21 protein-coding genes are annotated in these 19,639 nt (G+C 68.6%); 14 read left to right on the forward strand and 7 right to left on the reverse strand.

The genetic code is table 11. The features are described from left to right. The first annotated feature begins 185 nt into the window (after positions 1-185). From IU449_RS17195 to IU449_RS17210, 4 genes are all read left to right on the forward strand, one after another. Entirely contained in the window at positions 186-1,403 is a 1,218-nt protein-coding gene (locus IU449_RS17195) for an NADP-dependent isocitrate dehydrogenase (RefSeq protein ID WP_067860624.1), read from the forward strand. Between the two features lie 178 nt (positions 1,404-1,581). Beyond that, a complete protein-coding gene (locus IU449_RS17200; protein WP_195003062.1) occupies positions 1,582-2,208 on the forward strand; it encodes a TetR/AcrR family transcriptional regulator in 627 nt (208 codons plus the stop codon). 199 nt (positions 2,209-2,407) lie between these two features. Further along, complete coding sequence (locus IU449_RS17205; RefSeq protein ID WP_195003063.1) at positions 2,408-3,664, forward strand: acyl-CoA dehydrogenase family protein; 1,257 nt, start codon at positions 2,408-2,410, stop codon at positions 3,662-3,664. Between the two features lie 30 nt (positions 3,665-3,694). After that, a complete protein-coding gene (locus IU449_RS17210) occupies positions 3,695-4,546 on the forward strand; it encodes an SDR family oxidoreductase (RefSeq protein ID WP_195003064.1) in 852 nt (283 codons plus the stop codon). Between the two features lie 25 nt (positions 4,547-4,571). Here the strand turns inward: IU449_RS17210 and IU449_RS17215 are convergent, their stop codons facing one another. After that, the gene (locus IU449_RS17215) at positions 4,572-5,570 is read right to left on the reverse strand and encodes an alpha/beta fold hydrolase (RefSeq protein ID WP_195003065.1); all 999 of its coding nucleotides are present in this window, start codon (positions 5,568-5,570) and stop codon (positions 4,572-4,574) included. 69 nt (positions 5,571-5,639) lie between these two features. Here IU449_RS17215 and IU449_RS17220 point away from each other — a divergent pair, with 69 nt between their 5' ends. From IU449_RS17220 to IU449_RS17235, 4 genes are read left to right on the forward strand one after another with little or no spacing between them, the layout of a single operon-like run. Next, on the forward strand, positions 5,640-6,422 hold the full coding sequence (locus IU449_RS17220) for an exodeoxyribonuclease III (protein WP_195003066.1): 783 nt from the start codon (positions 5,640-5,642) through the stop codon (positions 6,420-6,422). Further along, the gene (locus IU449_RS17225) at positions 6,419-6,604 is read left to right on the forward strand and encodes a hypothetical protein (protein WP_195003067.1); all 186 of its coding nucleotides are present in this window, start codon (positions 6,419-6,421) and stop codon (positions 6,602-6,604) included. Before IU449_RS17220 ends, IU449_RS17225 begins: the two co-directional genes overlap by 4 nt. After that, a complete protein-coding gene (locus IU449_RS17230; RefSeq protein ID WP_195003068.1) occupies positions 6,601-7,104 on the forward strand; it encodes a ribonuclease domain-containing protein in 504 nt (167 codons plus the stop codon). The genes IU449_RS17225 and IU449_RS17230 overlap by 4 nt, the downstream gene beginning before the upstream one ends. Next, positions 7,104-7,577 (forward strand): barstar family protein, encoded by a 474-nt coding sequence (locus IU449_RS17235; RefSeq protein WP_195003069.1) that lies wholly within the window; start codon positions 7,104-7,106, stop codon positions 7,575-7,577. Before IU449_RS17230 ends, IU449_RS17235 begins: the two co-directional genes overlap by 1 nt. Positions 7,578-7,810: 233 nt before the next feature. Here the strand turns inward: IU449_RS17235 and IU449_RS17240 are convergent, their stop codons facing one another. After that, positions 7,811-8,449: a TetR/AcrR family transcriptional regulator gene (locus IU449_RS17240; protein ID WP_195003070.1), complete on the reverse strand. Its 639-nt coding sequence runs from the start codon at positions 8,447-8,449 to the stop codon at positions 7,811-7,813. A gap of 110 nt (positions 8,450-8,559) precedes the next feature. Here IU449_RS17240 and IU449_RS17245 point away from each other — a divergent pair, with 110 nt between their 5' ends. Genes IU449_RS17245 through yhjD form a run of 3 tightly spaced genes read left to right on the forward strand, consistent with a single transcriptional unit; the run spans position 8,560 to position 11,663 of the window. Then, entirely contained in the window at positions 8,560-9,540 is a 981-nt protein-coding gene (locus tag IU449_RS17245; RefSeq protein ID WP_195003071.1) for an oxygenase MpaB family protein, read from the forward strand. A gap of 22 nt (positions 9,541-9,562) precedes the next feature. Then, positions 9,563-10,594, forward strand: a complete 1,032-nt coding sequence (trpS, locus tag IU449_RS17250; RefSeq protein ID WP_195003072.1) for a tryptophan--tRNA ligase — start codon at positions 9,563-9,565, stop codon at positions 10,592-10,594. A 46-nt stretch (positions 10,595-10,640) separates the two neighbouring features. Further along, on the forward strand, positions 10,641-11,663 hold the full coding sequence (gene yhjD, locus IU449_RS17255) for an inner membrane protein YhjD (RefSeq protein WP_195003260.1): 1,023 nt from the start codon (positions 10,641-10,643) through the stop codon (positions 11,661-11,663). 163 nt (positions 11,664-11,826) lie between these two features. Here yhjD and IU449_RS17260 read toward each other — a convergent pair whose 3' ends face one another. Continuing rightward, the gene (locus IU449_RS17260; protein WP_195003073.1) at positions 11,827-13,128 is read right to left on the reverse strand and encodes a D-alanyl-D-alanine carboxypeptidase family protein; all 1,302 of its coding nucleotides are present in this window, start codon (positions 13,126-13,128) and stop codon (positions 11,827-11,829) included. Positions 13,129-13,332: 204 nt separating this feature from the next. On the opposite strand from IU449_RS17260, the gene IU449_RS17265 reads away from it, so the two are divergent. Continuing rightward, positions 13,333-13,995, forward strand: coding sequence for a JAB domain-containing protein (locus IU449_RS17265; protein ID WP_228804791.1), 663 nt, complete (start codon positions 13,333-13,335; stop codon positions 13,993-13,995). A gap of 141 nt (positions 13,996-14,136) precedes the next feature. Here the strand turns inward: IU449_RS17265 and IU449_RS17270 are convergent, their stop codons facing one another. From IU449_RS17270 to sdhC, 4 genes are all read right to left on the reverse strand, one after another. Beyond that, positions 14,137-14,910 carry a succinate dehydrogenase iron-sulfur subunit gene (locus IU449_RS17270; RefSeq protein ID WP_195003075.1) on the reverse strand — a complete coding sequence of 258 codons (774 nt, stop codon included), beginning with the start codon at positions 14,908-14,910 and terminating at the stop codon, positions 14,137-14,139. Next, positions 14,910-16,661, reverse strand: coding sequence for a succinate dehydrogenase flavoprotein subunit (sdhA, locus tag IU449_RS17275; protein WP_195003261.1), 1,752 nt, complete (start codon positions 16,659-16,661; stop codon positions 14,910-14,912). The genes IU449_RS17270 and sdhA overlap by 1 nt, the downstream gene beginning before the upstream one ends. A gap of 64 nt (positions 16,662-16,725) precedes the next feature. After that, the gene (locus IU449_RS17280; RefSeq protein WP_195003076.1) at positions 16,726-17,157 is read right to left on the reverse strand and encodes a succinate dehydrogenase hydrophobic membrane anchor subunit; all 432 of its coding nucleotides are present in this window, start codon (positions 17,155-17,157) and stop codon (positions 16,726-16,728) included. Between the two features lie 5 nt (positions 17,158-17,162). Next, positions 17,163-17,561 (reverse strand): succinate dehydrogenase, cytochrome b556 subunit, encoded by a 399-nt coding sequence (gene sdhC / locus IU449_RS17285; protein WP_195003077.1) that lies wholly within the window; start codon positions 17,559-17,561, stop codon positions 17,163-17,165. 296 nt (positions 17,562-17,857) lie between these two features. Between sdhC and IU449_RS17290 the strand changes: the two genes are divergently transcribed. After that, positions 17,858-18,259: a cytidine deaminase gene (locus IU449_RS17290; protein WP_195003078.1), complete on the forward strand. Its 402-nt coding sequence runs from the start codon at positions 17,858-17,860 to the stop codon at positions 18,257-18,259. A 64-nt stretch (positions 18,260-18,323) separates the two neighbouring features. Beyond that, complete coding sequence (locus tag IU449_RS17295) at positions 18,324-19,607, forward strand: thymidine phosphorylase (protein ID WP_195003079.1); 1,284 nt, start codon at positions 18,324-18,326, stop codon at positions 19,605-19,607. The last annotated feature ends 32 nt before the right edge of the window (positions 19,608-19,639 follow it).

Consider the following 19,639-nt stretch of genomic DNA (forward strand, 5'->3'; position numbering starts at 1 on the left):
TCCGCACAAGCCCCCCTCCCCGCGCGGTGAGGCCCCCGGAAGCAGTACGCTCGTCTTGTTTGCACCACATGTCCCGCAGACAATGCGGGGCATATACGTTGTCTGTTGAACAGCTGGGGTCCGCTCACAAGCGTGTTCGCCTGGCCGTGCAATGAGGGCACCATCCTAGGAGGACACGAAGATCCATGTCCAAGATCAAGGTTGAAGGCACCGTCGTCGAACTCGACGGTGATGAGATGACCCGGATCATCTGGCAGTTCATCAAGGACAAGCTGATCCACCCGTACCTCGATGTGAACCTCGAGTACTACGACCTGGGTATCGAGTACCGCGACAAGACCGACGACCAGGTCACCATCGACGCGGCCGAGGCCATCAAGCGTCACGGCGTCGGCGTCAAGTGCGCCACGATCACCCCGGACGAGGCCCGCGTCAAGGAATTCGGCCTCAAGAAGATGTGGCGTTCGCCCAACGGCACGATCCGCAACATCCTCGGCGGCACGATCTTCCGCGCCCCGATCATCATCTCCAATGTCCCGCGTCTGGTGCCGGGCTGGACCAAGCCGATCATCATCGGCCGCCACGCCTTCGGCGACCAGTACCGCGCCACCGACTTCAAGGTCTTCCAGGCCGGCACCGTCACCCTCACCTTCACCCCCGACGACGGCAGCGAGCCGATCGTCCACGAGGTCGTGAAAATGCCCGAGGACGGCGGCGTCGTGATGGGCATGTACAACTTCCGCAAGTCCATCGAGGACTTCGCGCGGGCCTCGTTCAACTACGGCCTGCAGCAGAACTACCCGGTGTACATGTCGACGAAGAACACCATCCTCAAGGCCTACGACGGCATGTTCAAGGACACCTTCCAGGAGGTGTTCGACGCCGAGTTCAAGAGCCAGTTCGACGCGGCCGGCCTGACCTACGAGCACCGGCTGATCGACGACATGGTCGCCTCCTCCATGAAGTGGGAGGGCGGCTACGTCTGGGCCTGCAAGAACTACGACGGCGACGTGCAGTCCGATACCGTCGCGCAGGGCTTCGGCTCGCTGGGCCTGATGACCTCGGTGCTGCTGACCCCGGACGGCCGCACCTGTGAGGCCGAGGCCGCGCACGGCACGGTCACCCGGCACTACCGTCAGCATCAGCAGGGCAAGCCGACCTCGACCAACCCGATCGCGTCGATCTTCGCCTGGACCCGCGGCCTCGAGCATCGCGGCAAGCTGGACAACACCCCCGAGGTGATCGGCTTCGCGCAGACCCTCGAGGACGTTGTCATCAAGACCGTCGAGGGTGGCCAGATGACCAAGGACCTCGCGCTGCTCGTCGGCGGCGACCAGGGTTACCTGAGCACCGAGGAATTCCTCGGCGCGCTGGACACCAACCTGGCTCGCGCCCTGCGCTGAGCCGACCGCGGAGCGGCCTCATCGGTCCCGCTCCGGCCGGCGCCGGGCACACGGACCCGGCGCCGGATGAACCGGGCACCCGCCCCACCGTCGACACGGTGGCACGGGTGCCCGAGCCGTTTCCCGGCCCGCGAGCGCCTTTACATACAGATGTGTACGTAAGCTGTAGGATCGCCGGATGACCACGACCGCGTCCGGCAGGCCGCGGCGGCGCACCCAGGAGCAGCGCAGCAGCGAGATGCGCACCCGGCTGCTCGACGCCACCATCGACTGCCTCGTCGACTACGGCTACGCGGGCACGACCACGCCTCGGGTCGCCGAGCGCGCGGGCGTCACGCGCGGCGCGCAGGTGCACCACTTCGGATCCAAGACCGATCTGGTGGTAGCCGCGATCAATCATCTCGCCCAGCGCCGGGTGCAGGCGGTGCTCAGGGGGATCTCCGAGGTGCCGCCGGATGCCGAACGCGTCGAGGCCACCTTGGACTTCCTGTGGGAAATGCACCAGGACCGGCTGTTCGTCGCGACCGTGGAGCTGTGGGTGGCCGGTCGCACCGACCCGGTGCTGGCCGCGGCGATGGATGAGGTCGAGCCGTTCGTGAACAACGCGGTGCTGACCGCGGTGGAACGCTTCGTGCCCGACGAGGTGCGCCGCAAGGATGCCCGCGACTTCGTCTTCACTGCCATGGACGCCCTGCGCGGCATCCTGATCGCCGCCTGGGGCGACCCCGACTCCGACCGCGCCCACCGGCGCTGGCAGCGCGCTTCGGTGATGCTGCGGATGGTCGCGCAGGCGATCGGCGGCTGACCGGCGGCGGCGCCCGGGTCGCCAGCCGAATCGGGCGAACCGTTGCACAGTTACATGCAGCTCTGTACGTTTGTTGCAGCTCGATACGCCGAACCGGACGATGTGGTCCGGGTCATCCGGTGCCGTCCCGGTCCCGGCGCGCCCGCCCGTGGGTCGAGCTGCCTTGCGCCGGCGGCATTTGCGACAGGAGAGAACGACGATGTTCGAATGGTCCGAGACCGATCTGATGGTCCGCGACGCCGTGCGCGCTTTCATCGACCGGGAGATCCGCCCGAACCTCGATGCCCTCGACAGCGGCGAGATGCTGCCCTACCCGATCCTGACCAAGCTGTTCGCCGAGTTCGGCATCGCGGCGATGGCCACCGACGCGCTGGAAAAGCAGCTGGCCGCCGAAGAAGCCGAGGCCGACGGCGCCTCCGACGAGGAGAGCAGAGCGGCGGGCAAGCGCGCGGCCGCCGCCAACGCCGAACAGCAGTCGATGATGGCCGTGCTGGTCAGCGAGCTGTCCGGCGTCTGTCTGGGCCTGGTCAGCGCCCTCGGCGTGAGCACCGGCCTCGGCGCGGCGACCATCCAGTCGCGCGGCACGCTGGCCCAGAAGAAGCGCTGGCTGCCCGAGCTGGTCACGATGGAGAAGGTCGCCTCCTGGGCGATCACCGAACCCGACTCCGGCTCCGACGCCTTCGGTGGCATGAAGACCTACGTCCGCCGCGACGGCGAGGACTACATCCTCAACGGCCAGAAGACCTTCATCACCAACGGCCCGTTCGCCGACGTCATCGTCGTCTACGCCAAGCTCGACGAGGGCGACGCGAGCGTGGACAAGCGCGACCGCAAGGTGCTGACCTTCGTGCTCGACAAGGGCATGGAGGGCCTCACCCAGGGCAAGCCGTTCAAGAAGATGGGCCTGCACAGCTCGCCCACCGGTGAGCTGTTCTTCGACAACGTCCGCCTGGGTCGCGACCGGCTGCTCGGCGAGACCGAGGAGCACCGCGGCGGCGACGGCCGCGAGTCCGCGCGCACCAACTTCGTCGCCGAACGTGTCGGCGTCACCTTCCAGGCCCTGGGCATCATCGAGGAATGCCACCGGCTCTGCGTGGACTACGCCAAGAACCGGAAGCTGTGGGGCCAGGAGATCGGCCGGTTCCAGCTCGTGCAGCTCAAGCTGGCCAAGATGGAGATCGCCCGGGTCAACGTCCGCAACATGGTGTTCAACGTCATCGAGCGCACCCGCGCGGGCAAGCCGCTGTCGCTGGCCGAGGCCTCGGCGATGAAGCTGTACTCCTCGGAGACCGCCACCGACGTCGCGATGGAGGCGGTGCAGCTCTTCGGCGGTAATGGATACATGAGCGAGTACCGCGTCGAACAGCTCGCCCGCGACGCCAAGTCGCTGATGATCTACGCGGGCAGCAACGAAATCCAGGTCACCCACATCGCCAAGGGCCTGCTCGGCCGCTGAGAACGGCGAGCACTGAGAAAGGCATACACAATGAGTTCAGCCGCACGAATCGCGGGCAAAGTCGTCGTCATCACCGGCGGCGCGCGTGGCATCGGTTTCGCCACCGCGCGCAAGCTGCGTGACCTCGGTGCGCAGGTCGCCATCGGCGACGTCGACGAGGCCAAGGTCAAGGAGTCCAGCGCCGAGCTGGGACTCGAGGTGTACGGCAAGCTCGACGTCACCGATCCGGAGAGCTTCGAAGCCTTCCTCGATCAGGTCGAGCGCACCCTCGGACCGATCGATGTCCTGATCAACAACGCGGGCATCATGCCGGTCGGTCATTTCCACGAGGAGCCCGACCGCGTGTCCCGCCGCATGATCGACATCAACATCTACGGCGTGGTACTCGGCAGCAAGCTGGCCGCCCAGCGGATGCTGCCGCGCGGCTCCGGGCACGTCATCAACATCGCCTCGCTGGCCGGTGTGATCGCCACTCCGGGCCTGGCCACCTACGGCGGCAGCAAGGCGGCCGTGCTCACCATGACCGACGCCCTGTACGCCGAGTACCGCGGCACCGGCGTCGAATTCTCCTCGGTGGCACCGACCTTCACCAATACCGAACTGGTCGCGGGCACCAAGGGTGCCAAGGGCGTGCGCAACGCCGAGCCGGAGGAGATCGCCGAGGCGGTCGCCGAACTGATCGCCGAGCCGAAGCGGCGAGTCGCGGTCACCAAGCTGGCGGGCAGGCTGGCGAACCTGCAGTACTACTTGCCGAACAAGCTGCTCGACACGATCGGTGAGAAGTTCGGCATGAAGGAAGTCTTCCTCGGCGACGTCGACAAGGAAGCGCGCGCCGCCTACGAGCGTCGCGCCCGAGGCGAAGAGGACCAGGCGCAGTCCTGATCCTCTTCCCGCAGCGCCGGGCTCGTCAGACCGCGCGCAGCCGGTTGCGGCTGGCGTAGACGTGCTCGGCGATCAGGGTGGCGATCCGGTCCGGTGCCTCCAGCATGGGGACGTGCCCGACCCGGTTGACCAGGATGCGGTCGGCCGAGTCGGGCAGCTCCTTCAGGAAGCGCCGCGCGTAGACACGGTTGGGAATGAACCGGTCGTACTCGGCCAGCAGCAGCCGCACCGGCGTCGTCAGTTCCGACAGGTCGCCGGGGACCGGGGCGCGCAGACTGCCGCGGATCAGTGGCATCATCGCCCGGCAGTTGACGGCCGCGGTGATGGTGGCCGTCGCGTCGCGGCGCGAGACCGCCGACGGATTCTTGGCCACCACGAACAGCGCCACCCGCCGTGCGAACGGATTGCCCGTGGTGAAGCCCGCCAGTCGCCTGCCCAGCCGCGCGAGCGGCACCAGGGACAGGAATTTGAGGGCGACTCGGAGCTGGGTGAGCGAGTGTGTCTTCCAGCCGCCGGTGGGCGCGATCAGGGTGAGGGTGCGGGCACGCTGACGCCTGGCCAGTTCGACGCCGACCCACGCGCCCAGCGAATTGCCCGCGATATGGCAGGTGCGCCAGCCCATCTCGTCGAGCCTGCGCTCCACCTCGTCGGCGAGCGCGGCGATGTCGATGGTGTCGCCGGTGATGTCCGGTCCGCCCCAGTGCCCGGCCAGCGCGGGCGCGAACACCTCGCAGTGCGAGCCGAGCAGCGTCGCGGTCTGCTCCCAGCAGTGCGGCGAGAGCATGAAGCCGTGCAGCAACAGCAGCGGGTCGCCGGAGCCGATGTGCAGCGCCCGCAGGGCGACGGGCTGTTCGGCGGCCCGGCGATCGTTCTTCCCGACGGACTTGTCCCGCCCGGCCTCTTCCGCGGCGGCCTGCTCGGAGTCGTCGGACTCGAACTCGTCGGCGCGCCTGGCGGCATCGGCGGGGTGGGGTTTGCCGACCGGGCGGGATCTGTCGGACGGGCGGGAGGTGTCGGACGTCATCGTCAGCACCCCTTCCTGGACCGCGTGGTCCGGGGCAGGTACATCTGAGCTGCATTGTACGGTCGGACGGTGCCGAACATTGTCTCAACGATCAACGCGAACGGGATCAGAGCCGCCGCGGGCAAAGGGATGCTCGCCTGGCTCGCGGCCACCGAAGCCGACGTCGTGTGCGTGCAGGAGACCCGCGCCACCGACGAGCAGACCCGTGCCGCGCTGGCGCCCGCACTCGACGACGGCTGGTTCCTGACCAACGCCGAGCCGAGCGCCAAGGGCAGGGCCGGGGTCGCGATCCTGTCCAGGCGCGCGCCGGACGCGGTGCGAATCGGGTTCGGCAGCGCCGAGTTCGACGCGTCGGGCCGCTACGTCGAAGCCACCTTCGGCGAGGTGACCGTGGCCAGTGTCTACGTGCACTCCGGGGAGGCAGGCACCCCGCGCCAGGACGAGAAGTACCGGTTCATGGCCGAATTCGGTGCCTACCTGAAGGGCAGGAACGACGGGGATGTCGTGGTGGGCGGTGACTGGAACATCGCGCACACCGAGCGGGATCTGAAGAACTGGAAGGGCAATCGCACTTCGGCGGGGTTCCTGCCGGAGGAGCGCGCCTGGATCGACGAGCTGATCGCCGCCGGATACGTCGATGTGGTGCGCGCCCTGCATCCCGGCGTCGACGGTCCCTACAGCTGGTGGTCCTATCGCGGCCGTGCCTACGACAACGACTCGGGCTGGCGTATCGATCTGCAGCTGGTGCGCGGCGAACTCGCGGGTCGCGCAAAACAGGCCGTGGTGGAACGGGCGCCGTCCTACGATCAGCGCTGGTCCGACCATGCGCCGGTCACCGTGCAGTACCGATGAACTCGTCGGTACCGATGCGCCCCGCGGTGCCGGTGAACCTCGCCGTATCGATGGGCGCCGCCGAGCCGATGGACACCTGTGGACAGATCGATACCGCTGTGCCGGTGAGCGCCGTGGTGGGGACCTGGGGCAGGCCCGCCGCCGATGAGTTCCCCGCCGACAGAAGGACCCGCGCACGATGAATCCGAAGGTTCTCCGAACAGTCGCGGCCCTGGGCGCGCTCGCGCTGGTGTTGTTGGTGTCGCTGCTGACCACCCGGGGCGCCGATCATTCCGTTTCGGACACCGCCCCTGGCACGAACGCGACGGCCGTCTCGACCGCGGTGCCGGACGCGGGGAGCGCCACGGCGGTGCCGAAACCCGGCGCGGCGAGCCCTGTCACCGCACCGTCGCGGGTCGCGGGCGTCCCGGATCGCGCCTACGACACCCTCGCCGAGATCGACGCCGGTCGCTGGCCCGACTCGGCGAACGCGCCCGGCACCAAGGGCGGCGAGCGATTCATGAACCGCGACAAGGATCTGCCGCTCACCGACAGTGCGGGCGAGAAGATCGCCTATCAGGAGTGGGACGTCAATCCCAAGCAGCGCAATCGCTCCCGCGACGCCGAACGCATCGTCACCGGCAGTGACGGTTCGGCCTGGTACACCGGCGACCACTACGAGAACTTCACGAGGATGCGCTGATGCCCCTACCGCTCTCGCAATTTCTCGCCCGCCCGATCGACGACGAGCCGGACGCCGGTGCGCATCCGGTGCTCGGGGCGCTGCCGGTGACCGCGCCGGAGCTGTCCGAGGTGCGCTATCGGGCGCCGGCCGGATTCGTGGTGCGGGAATTGCGCGGCGAGCGGATGCGCACCGTCGGCGGGTTGTTCGACGAGTGGGCGGCGGCTTTCCAGTTCCCCTACTACTTCGGCGCGAACAAGAACGCCTTCGACGAATGCCTGCGCGATCTGGACGATTTCCTCGGTGAGGCCGCCGGTTACGTCGCGGTGGTCCGCGATGCCGCCGAACTGCTGGCCGATCAGGTCGCCGAGCGCGAGTGGTTTGTGGAGGCGATGCGCGACTGTGCCGACCATTGGCGCCGTAGAGAGGTCGCGTTCCTGGTGGTCCTGCAGGACGAGCCCGGCGCGGACATGGTCGCGCTGACCTTGGACTGACCTTCCCGGGTCCGGCCGTCCTCCGGTCCGGTCGATCCCGGTCGGCTGTGCCAGGCGTGGCCGCCCACAGCCGACCGGTTCCCGGCGACGAACTCTGCGCGGCGTGTGAGGCTTGCAGGACGAGCACGGTCGCGCGAACCCCGGCCGACTCGGCTAGCCGTCCAGCAGGTCACGGTGTGCGCGGCGCCGACCCGGCGCGAGGTGGACCGGCGAAGCCCCGCCGCTCGCGTGGGTCAGCGCAGGCGGCCGGCCAGATCCTCGCCGAGCAGGACGAACACGTCGGTGGTGTGCTCGACGAGTTCGTCCTGGCTGAGGTCGATCTCGCCCTGCAACCACGAGGTCAGCGTGTGCACCAGGCCGCCGACCAGGTAGGTCGCGCGGAAGTCGATCACCGCGTCGGGCAGCGGATCGGTGATGCCGTAGAAGCCGACGCCCTGCGCGGCGACCATGCGCGCGAAGGCGCGGATCGTCTGGTTGCCGCGCGCCCGCAACTCCGGGGTGGCCATGCCCGCGACCAGCGCGACGTGGGCTTTGCGCGGGTCGTCGGTGAGCACGTGGATGCCTGCGGCGATGGCGGCGTGCGCTTTGCCCTTGGTCGTCTCGTCGGTGGTGTCGCGCAGCGCGTCGAGGATGGTCAGTGCCAGTTCCTCGGCGATGCGATCGAACAGCCCGGACAGCACCGCCTCGCGGCTGTCGAAGCTCTCGTAGTAGTAGCGCTCGTTGAGACCGGCCCGGCCGCACAGGCCGGAGACGGTCAGTTTGCCCAAGCCCTCGGTGCCGACGATGTCGAGCGCGGCATCGAGCAGCGCCGTGCGCCGCGCAGCCCTGCGCTCCTCGGCGGAGACGCCGCCATAGGTCCGCTGCGCAGTCACGCGTCCGATTCTGGCACGTTTTCGCGCGGCGGATGTTTGGCATGGGGTATTGCCAGAATTGGCTATCTGGTGGATTCTATTTCCAGATGACTCGACGAGGAGGCTCCCCGATGTCCCACGCGCCACTGTTCGACAAGCTCAGGTCGGATACGCCGAGCTCTCCCGAGCCGGGCTACTTCACCGACGACTCGATGATCCGGCGGGTGATGCGCAAGCGCGCGGTGGGCATCACCTACGGTCTGCGCGCGCTGGTCATCGGCGCGGTGCATCCGTTGCTGTATGTGGGCACCGCCGAGAACACCCACCACCGGACCACGCCGTACACCCGGCTGGCGATCACCGGCAAGCTGTTCGAGGCGGTCTTCCTCGGCAGCAAGGCCGAGGCCGACCGCGCGCTCGCCTACACCGGCAAGCGACACGTCAAGGTCAAGGGGCAGCTGCCCGAGGACGGGGGCGCGCACAACCCGGCGGGCACCCCCTACTCGGCGCTGGATCCGGAGCTGATGTTCTGGACGATGGCCTTCACCATGGACTCCGCCGAGGTCATGCACGACATCCTCGTCCGCGAGCTCACCGCGGGCGAGCGCGAGGGCCTCTACCAGGACTACGTCACCTGGGGCGTGCTGTTCGGCATGCCGCGCTCGGCCGCGCCGGACACCTATGCCGGGTTCCGCGAGCGCTTCGACGGCTACATCGCCTCGCTGGAACCGCACCTGACCGAGGAGGCCGCGCTGGTCGGCTCCTACCTGATGGGCGCGCGCATCCCGTATCCGCTGCCGATCCCGGCCCAGCAGGTCAGCGTGGGGTACTACCGGCTGGTGCAGGGCAGCCTGCCGCCCGCGGTCCGGGCGATGTACGGCCTGGAATGGGGTCCGCGCGAGCAGCGCCAGTTCGAGCTGGTCGCCCGTGGCGTGCGGGCCGCCCACCGGACGCCGAGCCGGCGGGTACGCCCGTTGCACAACGCCTTGCGTGGTCCGAGCGCGCCGCTGTACCAGGTCGCCGCCAAGCGGGAGGCCGGGCTGCAGCGCACCGGACAGGAGAGCATGCCCGGCGTGGATCCGCGTACCTGGGCGGAGCGGAATTCCGCTTGAGCGGCATGGGAAGATCGGAGGCATGTCCAGTCCTGCATCAGCCCCGGCCGCGGAGCGCAAGCAGCGTGTGCTGTCCGGGATCCAGCCGACCAGTGCCTCCTTCCATCTCGGGAACTATCTGGGGGCGCTGCAGTACTGGGTAGGGATGCAGGACAGCTACGACGCGCTGTACTTCATTCCCGATCTGCACGCCATCACCGTCAGCCAGGACCCCAAGCAGCTGCGGGCGCGCACCAGGGCGGCCGCGGCCCAGCTGCTGGCGATCGGCATCGACCCGAAGCGGTCGACGCTGTTCGTGCAGAGTCAGGTGCCCGAGCACGCCGAACTGGCCTGGGTGCTGAGCTGCATCACCGGCTTCGGCGAGGCGAGCCGGATGACGCAGTTCAAGGACAAGTCCGCCAAGCAGGGCGCCGAGAACGCCACCGTCGGGTTGTTCACCTATCCCGTGCTGATGGCCGCGGACATCCTGCTCTACCGCGCCCATCAGGTGCCGGTCGGTGAGGATCAGCGTCAGCATCTCGAGTTGACCCGTAATCTGGCTCAGCGCTTCAACACCCGCTTCAAAAAGACCTTCGTGGTGCCCGAGCCACACATAGTCAAGGGCACCGCCAAGATCTACGACCTGCAGGACCCGACCTCCAAGATGAGTAAGTCGGCGGCCTCGGACGCCGGCCTGATCAACCTGCTCGACGACCCGAAGATCAGCGCCAAGAAGATCCGCTCGGCCGTCACCGACACCGAACGCGAGATCCGCTACGACCCGGACCTCAAGCCCGGTGTCAGCAATCTCCTCGTGATTCTCGGCGCGCTGACCTCGACCCCGATCGTCACCCTCGAACGCGACTACGCGGGCAAGGGGTACGGCGACCTGAAGTCCGACGTCGCCGACGCCTTGGTCGAGTTCGTCACCCCGCTGCGCGACCAGGTGGACGAGTACCTCTCCGATCAGGGCGAACTCGACCGTATCCTCGCCGCGGGCGCGGAGCGGGCACGGGAGATCGCGGGCAACACCCTCGCACAGGTCTACGACCGGGTGGGTTTCCTGCCCCGCTAGCCCGGGTACGACGTGTGCGGGAGCGGGCCTCGAAGGGGTGAGCGCGGTGCAGGTGATCGACAATGTCAAGGCCCGTATCGAACGGGTCGTCGGGCAACGGCCCTGGCTCGACCATGTGATCCGGGCGGCGGGCCGCTACCGGTCCAGCCGAGGTGACCACTACGCCGCCGGCATCACCTATTTCACGGTGCTGTCGCTGTTCCCGCTGCTCATGGTGGCTTTCGCCATCGCCGGTTTCGTGCTGGCGGGCAACCAGGAGCTCTTCGACGAGTTGCAGTCCAAGATCGTCGAGAACATGCCGGGCGAATTCGGCACGCAGATCAACGATCTCGTCGACCAAGCGGTCGAATCGCGCAGCACGGTGGGCATCCTCGGACTGCTGACCGGTCTGTGGACCGGGCTGGGCTGGATGGGGAACCTGCGCGCGGCACTCACCGAGCAGTGGGACGGCGACCCACCCGACGAGGGCAACTTCCTGACCACCAAGCTCTCCGACCTCGGCGCGCTGATCGGTCTCGGTCTCGCGCTGGTGCTCTCGCTCGGTCTGTCGGCGGTGGGCTCGGGCGGGCTGGGCGCCCGGGTGGTCGAGGCGATCGGACTCGGCGATGTGTTCGGCATGGGCGTGCTGCTGCGCCTGCTCTCGATCGTGCTGGCCGTGCTGGCGACCTGGGCGGTGTACGTCTGGATCATCGCCCGGCTGCCCCGCACGAAGGTCACCCTGGCCAGTGCCGCCAAAGCGGGTCTGCTGGCCGCGGTGGCCTTCGAGCTGTTCAAGTACGTCGGCTCGATCTACCTGCGCTCGGTGCTGCAGAGCCCGGCGGGGGCGACCTTCGGTTCCATCATCGGCCTGATGGTGTTCAGCTACATCACCTACCGGATCATCCTGTTCGCGACCGCCTGGGCGGCCACCGCGGCGGAGAACGAACTGCCCGCCGAGATCGAGCCGCCCGCACCGGCGGTCATCCGGCCGCGGCTCGTCGACGCCAGGTCCTCCGGGGGGATCGGTGCGGCCGCGTTCGGTGCGGGCGCGCTGGCGATGCTGGCGCTGAGCCGATTGCGCGGCAAGTAGATCCGCGCATTTCTGTCATCGGGCGCTGTGACGCGCGATGCTGTGGGCGAGCTGTTCACCGAACCTTCGCCAGGACGGCACGGCCGCCGGGCCAGCGATGCGGGATCGCTCGATGCGCGGGCTGTCGGTCTCGGTCGGCGTGAACCGATCGTGCCGGGGCGGATCACCGGTGGCGGCGGTTGATCCGGAACGCGCCGAGGAGCAGCACGACGACGGCGACGCTGCCGACGATCATCAGCAGCGCCCGGGTGTCGGCGTGCGAGACGGTGTGCGGGGCAGCCAGATCGCCCTCCAGCGGCGGAGCCGCGGGCACCACGGTCGGCCCGTCGAACACGACCTCGGCACCCGGGAGCACCCCGACCGCGGCGATGTCGGCGTCCTCGGACAGCGCGAAACCGTAGTCGAGCAGGCGCGCGGCCTGTTCCCAGGGGCGGATCGGCCGCACGTCGGCCTGCAGCAGGGTGACGGCGAGACGGTGACCGTCGCGTTCGGCCGCCGCGACGAAGGTCTGGCGGGCGTCGTCGGTGAACCCGGTCTTGCCGCCCAGCGCGCCTTCGTAGTTGAACAGCAGGTGGTTGTCGTTGGCGATCGGGAAGCCGGGGTGGTCTTCGTCGTCCGGGATGCGCGGATCGGCGGGGTATCCGGGGAACTCGATCTGCTCGGTACCGACCAGCTCGGCGAACAGCGGGATGCTCATCGCTTCCCGCCACAGCGCCGAGAGGTCGTAGGCCGAGGTCGACATGCCCGGCCCGTCCAGACCGGAGGGCGTGGCGACGCGGGTGTCCAAGGCGAACAACGACTTCGCGACCTCGTTCATTCTCGCCACCGCCGCCTCGTCGCCGCCGAGCTGCGCGGCGATCATGTGCGCGGCGTCGTTGCCGGACACCATGACCAGCGCCTCCATCAGCTGACGGTTGGTATAGCGCCCGCCGGGGCCGATGCCTACGCGGGAGCCCTCCACGTCGGCGGCCTCCTGCGTGCCGACGACCACCTGGTCCATGTCGAGGGTGCGCAGCGCGACGATGGCCAGCAGCACCTTGATGGTGCTGGCGGGCCGGTAGCGGCCGTGCGGATCCTTGGCCGCCAGCACCGCGCCGGTGTCGAGATCGCTGACCAGCCAAGCGGTCGCCGAGATGTCGGCGGGCAGCTCCGGCGCGTCGTCGGGCACCACGACCCCGCATTCGCTCATCCGCTCGCCGCCGATCGCGGGCACCGGCACCGGCAGGGGACCCGGCGTGGGCTCGCCGGGCGCGGGCACCTCGGAGGCGTCGATCGGCGGACGCGGCAGGTTCTTCTGCGGGCAGGTGTCGGTGTTCGGCGTGCTGAACGGCGTCGAGGTCGATGTCGGCGGCGTCGGTTCGGCCACGACCGGCGCCGCGGCCGCCAGGACCGTCGCGGCGAGCGCGGTCGCGACGGTGAGTGCGGCGCGCGACCCGCGAACAAGAGCGGAGGAGCGAGATCTCATCGACAGCGAGCCTAGCGGTGAGGCTCGGTAGGAGCCCGGCGCCACCACGCGTGGCGTCGAGCGGGACCGGCACCCGCTCGGGAAGGGCCAGGTCTCGCGGGCCGCCCGCCGCCGAGTGCGCGCCGTAGCTGTCGGTGGGTGCTGGCATCATCGGCGAATCATCGTGTGCGACAGGGGGTTGGGATGTCGGTGCCGATCTCGCGGATGCCCAGTGCGCAGCGGCCGAGGGAACGGCTGCTCACGCTCGGGCCGCAGGCGCTCAGCGACGGCGAGCTGCTCGCATTGCTGCTGGGGCAGGGCAGGCGTGGTGCGAGCGCGCTGGAGCTGGCCGCCGAACTGCTCGCCGACCACGGCGGGATCACCGGGCTGGCGGCGGCACGGCCGGAAGAACTCGCCCGCCGGACCGGCGTCGGATCGGCCAAGGCGGCGGCCCTGGTCGCAGCCTTCCACCTCGCGAGCCGGTCCAGGGTCGAACAGGATCGGGCGCCGCGCCTGCTCGGTGCCGAGGATGTGGCCCGAGTCGCGCTACCGCAGTTCGCGGGCGCACGAGTGGAACGCATGCTGGTCCTGATCTGCGACGCTCAGCATCGGCTGCGCCGCACCGTCTTCGTCGCCGAGGGCGCGATCGACCGGGTGGCCGTCCCGGTCCGGGAAATCCTCAACACCGTCCTGCGCCACGACGGGCGCTGTTTCGCCGTCGTGCACAACCACCCCTCGGGTGATCCGCATCCCAGCATCGACGACCGCCGTGCCACCACACTGCTGCAGGCCGCCGCGGACACCGTCGGCCTGCGCTTCCTCGACCACGTGGTGCTGGCCCGGGATCGATGGGCCAGTGCCGCTCCGCTGCCCCTCGACGACAGCTGACCCGCGACGTCGTGGCCCATGCGGGTCCTGCCCGGCCGGCCGTGCCGAGCCTGCCGCCGCCCGGACCGCCGGTGTCCGCGAACGACGAAGGCCGCTCGCGTCCTGGCGGACACGAGCGGCCTTCGCCGCGAAGAAGCGGGATCAGCGGGTGAAGAGCAGGGCCCGCTTGACCTCCTGGATCGCCTTGGTGACCTCGATACCGCGAGGGCAGGCGTCGGTGCAGTTGAAGGTCGTGCGGCAGCGCCACACGCCCTCGACATCGTTGAGGATGTCCAGACGCTCGCGGGCGCCTTCGTCACGGCTGTCGAAGATGAAGCGGTGCGCGTTCACGATCGCGGCCGGGCCGAAGTAGCTGCCGTCGCTCCAGTACACGGGGCAGGAGGTGGTGCAGCAGGCGCACAGGATGCACTTGGTGGTGTCGTCGAACCGGGCGCGGTCGGCCTGGCTCTGGATGCGCTCACGGGTCGGCTCGTTGCCGGTGGCGATGAGGTAGGGCTTCACCGCGCGGAACGCGTCGAAGAACGGCTCCATGTCGACCACGAGATCCTTCTCCACGGGCAGGCCGCGGATCGGCTCGACGGAGACGGTGACGGACTTGCCGTCCTTGGGCAGCATGTCCTTCATGAGCACCTTGCAGGCCAGCCGGTTCACACCGTTGATCCGCATGGCGTCGGAACCGCAGACACCGTGGGCGCAGGAGCGCCGGAAGGTGAGCGTGCCGTCCAGGTAGGACTTGATGTAGATGAGCACGTTCAGGAAGCGGTCCGTCGGCAGGACCGGCACCTGGAACGACTCCCAGTGCGCGCCCTTGTCGTCCTCGGGGTTGAAGCGCGCCACCTTGACGGTGATCATCACCGAGCCCTCCGGCACCGGGGCCGGAGTCGACGGAGTGTTCTTCTCGAGTACGGCAGTCATCAGTACTTACGCTCCATCGGCTCGTAGCGGGTCTGCACCACCGGCTTGAAGTCGAGCCGGATGTCGGACAGCAGATCCGTGCCCTCCTTGTAGGCCATCGTGTGCCGCATGAAGTTCACGTCGTCGCGGTCCGGGTAGTCCTCGCGGGCGTGGCCGCCGCGCGATTCCTTGCGGTTGAGCGCGCCGGCGACGGTGACCTCGGCCAGTTCGAGCAGGAAGCCCAGCTCGACGGCCTCGAGCAGGTCGCTGTTGTAGCGCTTGCCCTTGTCCTGCACCGTGATCCGCGAGTACCGCTCCTTGAGCGCGTGGATGTCGGTGAGGGCCTGCTTGAGGGTGTCCTCGGTGCGGAACACCGAGGCGTTGTTGTCCATCGACCGCTGCAGCTCGGTGCGGATGTCGGCCACCCGCTCGTTGCCGTGGTCGGACAGGATCAGCGCCAGCCAGTCCTGCACCATCTGTGCCGGGTTCTCCGGCATCTCCACGAAATCGCTGCGCTCGGCGTACTCGGCGGCGGCGATGCCCGCGCGGCGGCCGAAGACGTTGATGTCGAGCAGCGAGTTGGTGCCCAGGCGGTTCGCGCCGTGCACCGAGACGCAGGCGCATTCGCCCGCGGCGTAGAGACCGGGGACGACGTCGGTGTTGTTGCGCAGCACCTCGCCGCGGATCCGGGTCGGGATGCCGCCCATCACGTAGTGACAGGTCGGGAACACCGGCACCAGTTCCTTGACCGGGTCCACGCCCAGGTAGGTCCGGGAGAACTCGGTGATGTCGGGCAGCTTCTCCTCGAGCACGTCCTCGCCGAGGTGGGTCACGTCGATGTAGACGTAATCCTTGTTCGGCCCGGCGCCGCGGCCCTCGAGCACCTCGAGCACCATCGAGCGGGCAACGATGTCGCGGGGCGCGAGGTCCTTGATGGTGGGGGCGTAGCGCTCCATGAAGCGCTCGCCGTCGGCGTTGCGCAGGATGCCGCCCTCGCCGCGGACCGCCTCGGAGATGAGGATTCCGAGCCCGGCCAGACCTGTCGGATGGAACTGGTGGAACTCCATGTCCTCGAGCGGCAGACCCTTGCGGAACACGATCGCCATGCCGTCGCCGGTCAGCGTGTGCGCGTTCGAGGTGGTCTTGTACATGCGACCCGAGCCGCCGGTGGCGAACACGATCGACTTGGCGTGGAAGATGTGCAGCTCGCCGGTGGCCAGCTCGTAGGCGACCACGCCGGTGGCGACCGGACCGCGCTCGGTCTCGGTGAGTACCAGGTCGAGCACGTAGAACTCGTTGAAGAACTCCACGTCGTGCTTGACGCAGTTCTGGTACAGCGTCTGCAGGATCATGTGGCCGGTGCGGTCGGCCGCGTAGCAGGCCCGGCGCACGGGGGCCTTGCCGTGGTCGCGGGTGTGACCGCCGAAGCGACGCTGGTCGATCTTGCCTTCGGGGGTCCGGTTGAACGGCAGACCCATCTTCTCCAGGTCGAGCACCGCGTCGATGGCCTCCTTGGCCATGATCTCCGCGGCATCCTGGTCGACGATGTAGTCACCGCCCTTGACGGTGTCGAAGGTGTGCCACTCCCAGTTGTCCTCTTCCACGTTGGCCAGCGCGGCGCACATGCCGCCCTGGGCCGCGCCGGTGTGGCTGCGGGTCGGGTACAGCTTGGTCAGCACGGCCGTCCGGACACGGGGGCCCGCCTCGATGGCCGCGCGCATACCCGCGCCGCCGGCACCGACGATGACGACGTCGTAGCGATGTTCCTGCACAGGACGGGCTGCGACGGCGCCGCTGTTGCGTTCGCTGGACTCACTCATGCGAGGTGGCCTGTTCCTAACTGATGTTGGGGTCGAAAGTGAAGATGACGTAGGTGCCGACGCCCATGATCAGGATCATCGAGACGGCCAGCAGGACCTTGAGCCAGAAGCGGGTCGAGTCCTTGCGGGAGTAGTCGTCGATCACGGTGCGCAAGCCGTTGCCGCCGTGCAGCTGCGCCAGCCAGAGCATGGCCAGGTCCCAGATCTGCCAGAACGGCGAGGCCCAGCGTCCGGCCACGAAGCCGAAGTTCAGCCGCTTCACGCCGCCGTCGAGCATCAGCATGATGAAGATGTGGCCGAAGACCAGCACGATCAGCAGCAGGCCGGAGAAGCGCATGAACATCCACGCGTACTTCTCGAAGTTGTTGCCCGAGCGAGCGCGCGGCGAGCGCGGCAGGTCGAGGCTGGCAGGCCGGTCGTAGGACTTGCCGAGAACAGGTGCGCTCATCGTGATCAGTGCTCCGTCAGCAGGTAGAAGAACATGCGGCCGATGCCCGCGCCCGCGGTCACGACCGTGACGGCCAGCACGACCCAGAGCATCTGACGCTGGAAACGCGGGCCTTCCGACCAGAAGTCGACCAGGATCACCCGCACGCCGTTGAGTGCGTGGAACAGCACGCACACGACCAGGCCCATCTCCATGAGCGCGACCACGGGCGTCTTGTAGATCTCGATCGCCTCGTTGTACATCTGCGGGCTGACCCGCACCAGGGCAGTGTCCAGCACGTGCACGAAGAGGAAGAAGAAGAGTGTGACACCGGTGATCCGGTGCAGCGCCCAGGACCACATTCCGGGGTCGCCTCGATAGAGCGTCTTCCGCTTCGGCTGAGCCGGAGCTTCGATCGTGGTCATAGAGTGCGCTGCCTCCAACGTCGTCGATGGACCCGGTTGCAGGCCCGGTGCCGACCGCGTGTGGGATGGGGCGAAATCCCCAGGTGGCTGTGCCTTGCTCCTCTAGCACGTGCCCGCTGTCGGGAACCTGAACCGATCTATCTCGGACTCTAATCCTCTCCGAATCGCGGAACTAATTCGGCGTGCCGTGCGTTGCACGCCCGCCACGTGGGTTAGGTTTACCTTTGTTGCTGTCAAACGGGGTGCGCTTCGCCGTGTTCGCGCGTTGCTCAGGCCTGTTCGAGGGGAGGTCGACTGTGCCCGAAATCGACTGGAATGCATTGCGCGACAAAGCACTTGAGGCGATGCGGCACGCCTATTCGCCGTACTCGCGGTTCCCGGTGGGCGCCGCGGCTCTCAGCGCCGACGGCAGAATTGTGAGTGGATGCAATGTGGAAAATGTCTCATACGGCCTGACCCTGTGTGCCGAATGTGTACTCGTCGGTAACTTGATTGTGACCGGCGCCAGGCGATTGATCGCGGTGTCGGTCTGCGATTCCTGGGGCGAAATTCTGACCCCCTGCGGGCGCTGCCGCCAGGTGTTGCTCGAACATGGCGGCGCCGAGTTGCTCATCGACCATTCCGACCGCCCGCGCCCACTGGGCGAACTGCTTCCCGAGGCGTTCGGGCCCGGCCATCTGGCGGCAGGGCAGACCTGACGGAGGAACCCCGCCGCGCGTGATCACCGCCGCGCGCAATTCTGCCGCATGCCAGACTGGCCCCGTGACAGCTCTGGACGCGGTTTCGATCATCACGACCAAACGCGACGGTGGGCAACTGTCCGGCGAGCAGATCGACTGGGTGATCGACCGGTTCACCCTCGGCGAGGTCACCGACGAGCAGATGGCCGCGCTGGCGATGGCGATCTGCTGGCGAGGGATGACCCGCGCCGAAACCGCGCGCTGGACCGCCGCCATGATCGCCTCGGGGCAACGGATGGACTTCACCGATCTGCCCCGCCCCACCGTCGACAAGCACTCCACCGGCGGCGTCGGCGACAAGATCACCCTGCCGCTCGCGCCGCTGGTCGCCGCGTGCGGTGCGGCGGTGCCGCAACTGTCCGGTCGCGGCCTCGGCCACACCGGCGGAACCCTGGACAAGCTGGAGTCGATCCCGGGCTGGCGGGCCGACGTGTCGCCCGCGCGATTGCGGGAGATCCTCGCCGACCCGGCCGTCGGCGCGGCGGTGTGCGCGGCGGGCGCGGATCTGGCCCCGGCCGACAAACGCCTCTACGCGCTGCGCGATGTCACCGGCACCGTCGAATCGATCCCGCTGATCGCCAGCTCCATCATGAGCAAGAAGATCGCCGAGGGTACCGCCGCGCTGGTGCTGGACGTGAAGGTCGGCGCCGGCGCCTTCATGAAGGACGTGGCGAGCGCGACCGAACTGGCGACCACCATGGTCGAACTCGGCGCCGACGCCGGGGTCCGCACGGTCGCCCTGCTGACCGCCATGGACACTCCACTCGGGCGCACCGCGGGCAACGCGCTGGAGGTGGCCGAGTCGGTGGAGGTGCTGGCGGGCGGCGGACCGGCCGACGTGGTCGAGCTGACGATGGCGCTGGCCACCGAGATGGTCGCCCTCGCCGGCCTCGACGCGGACCCGGCGCGGGTGCTCGCCTCCGGCCGCGCCATGGACCACTGGCGCTCGATGGTGCGTGCCCAGGGCGGCGACCCCGACGCGCCCCTGCCGCGCGCCGCGCACACCGAGACGCTGCGCGCCGAGCGAGACGGCGTCCTCACCAGGCTGGATGCCCTCGGCGTGGGGCTGGCCGCCTGGCGCCTGGGCGCGGGCCGGGCCAAGCAGGGCGATCCGGTGCAGTTCGGCGCCGGAGTGGAGATGCACGCCAAGCCAGGTGCGGTGGTGCGCGCCGGGGACCCGCTGTTCACCATGCACACCGACACTCCGCGGACCTTCCCCGCCGCGGCGTCGGCGTTGACCGAGGCGATCGACATCGGAGACCGGGCGCCGGACGCCAGGCCGCTCCTTCTCGATCGCATCGGCTGACCACCCGCACGCTCACAACAGTCCGGTCCCGC

The sequence above is a fragment of the Nocardia higoensis genome, assembly GCF_015477835.1.
Lineage (GTDB): Bacteria > Actinomycetota > Actinomycetes > Mycobacteriales > Mycobacteriaceae > Nocardia > Nocardia higoensis_A.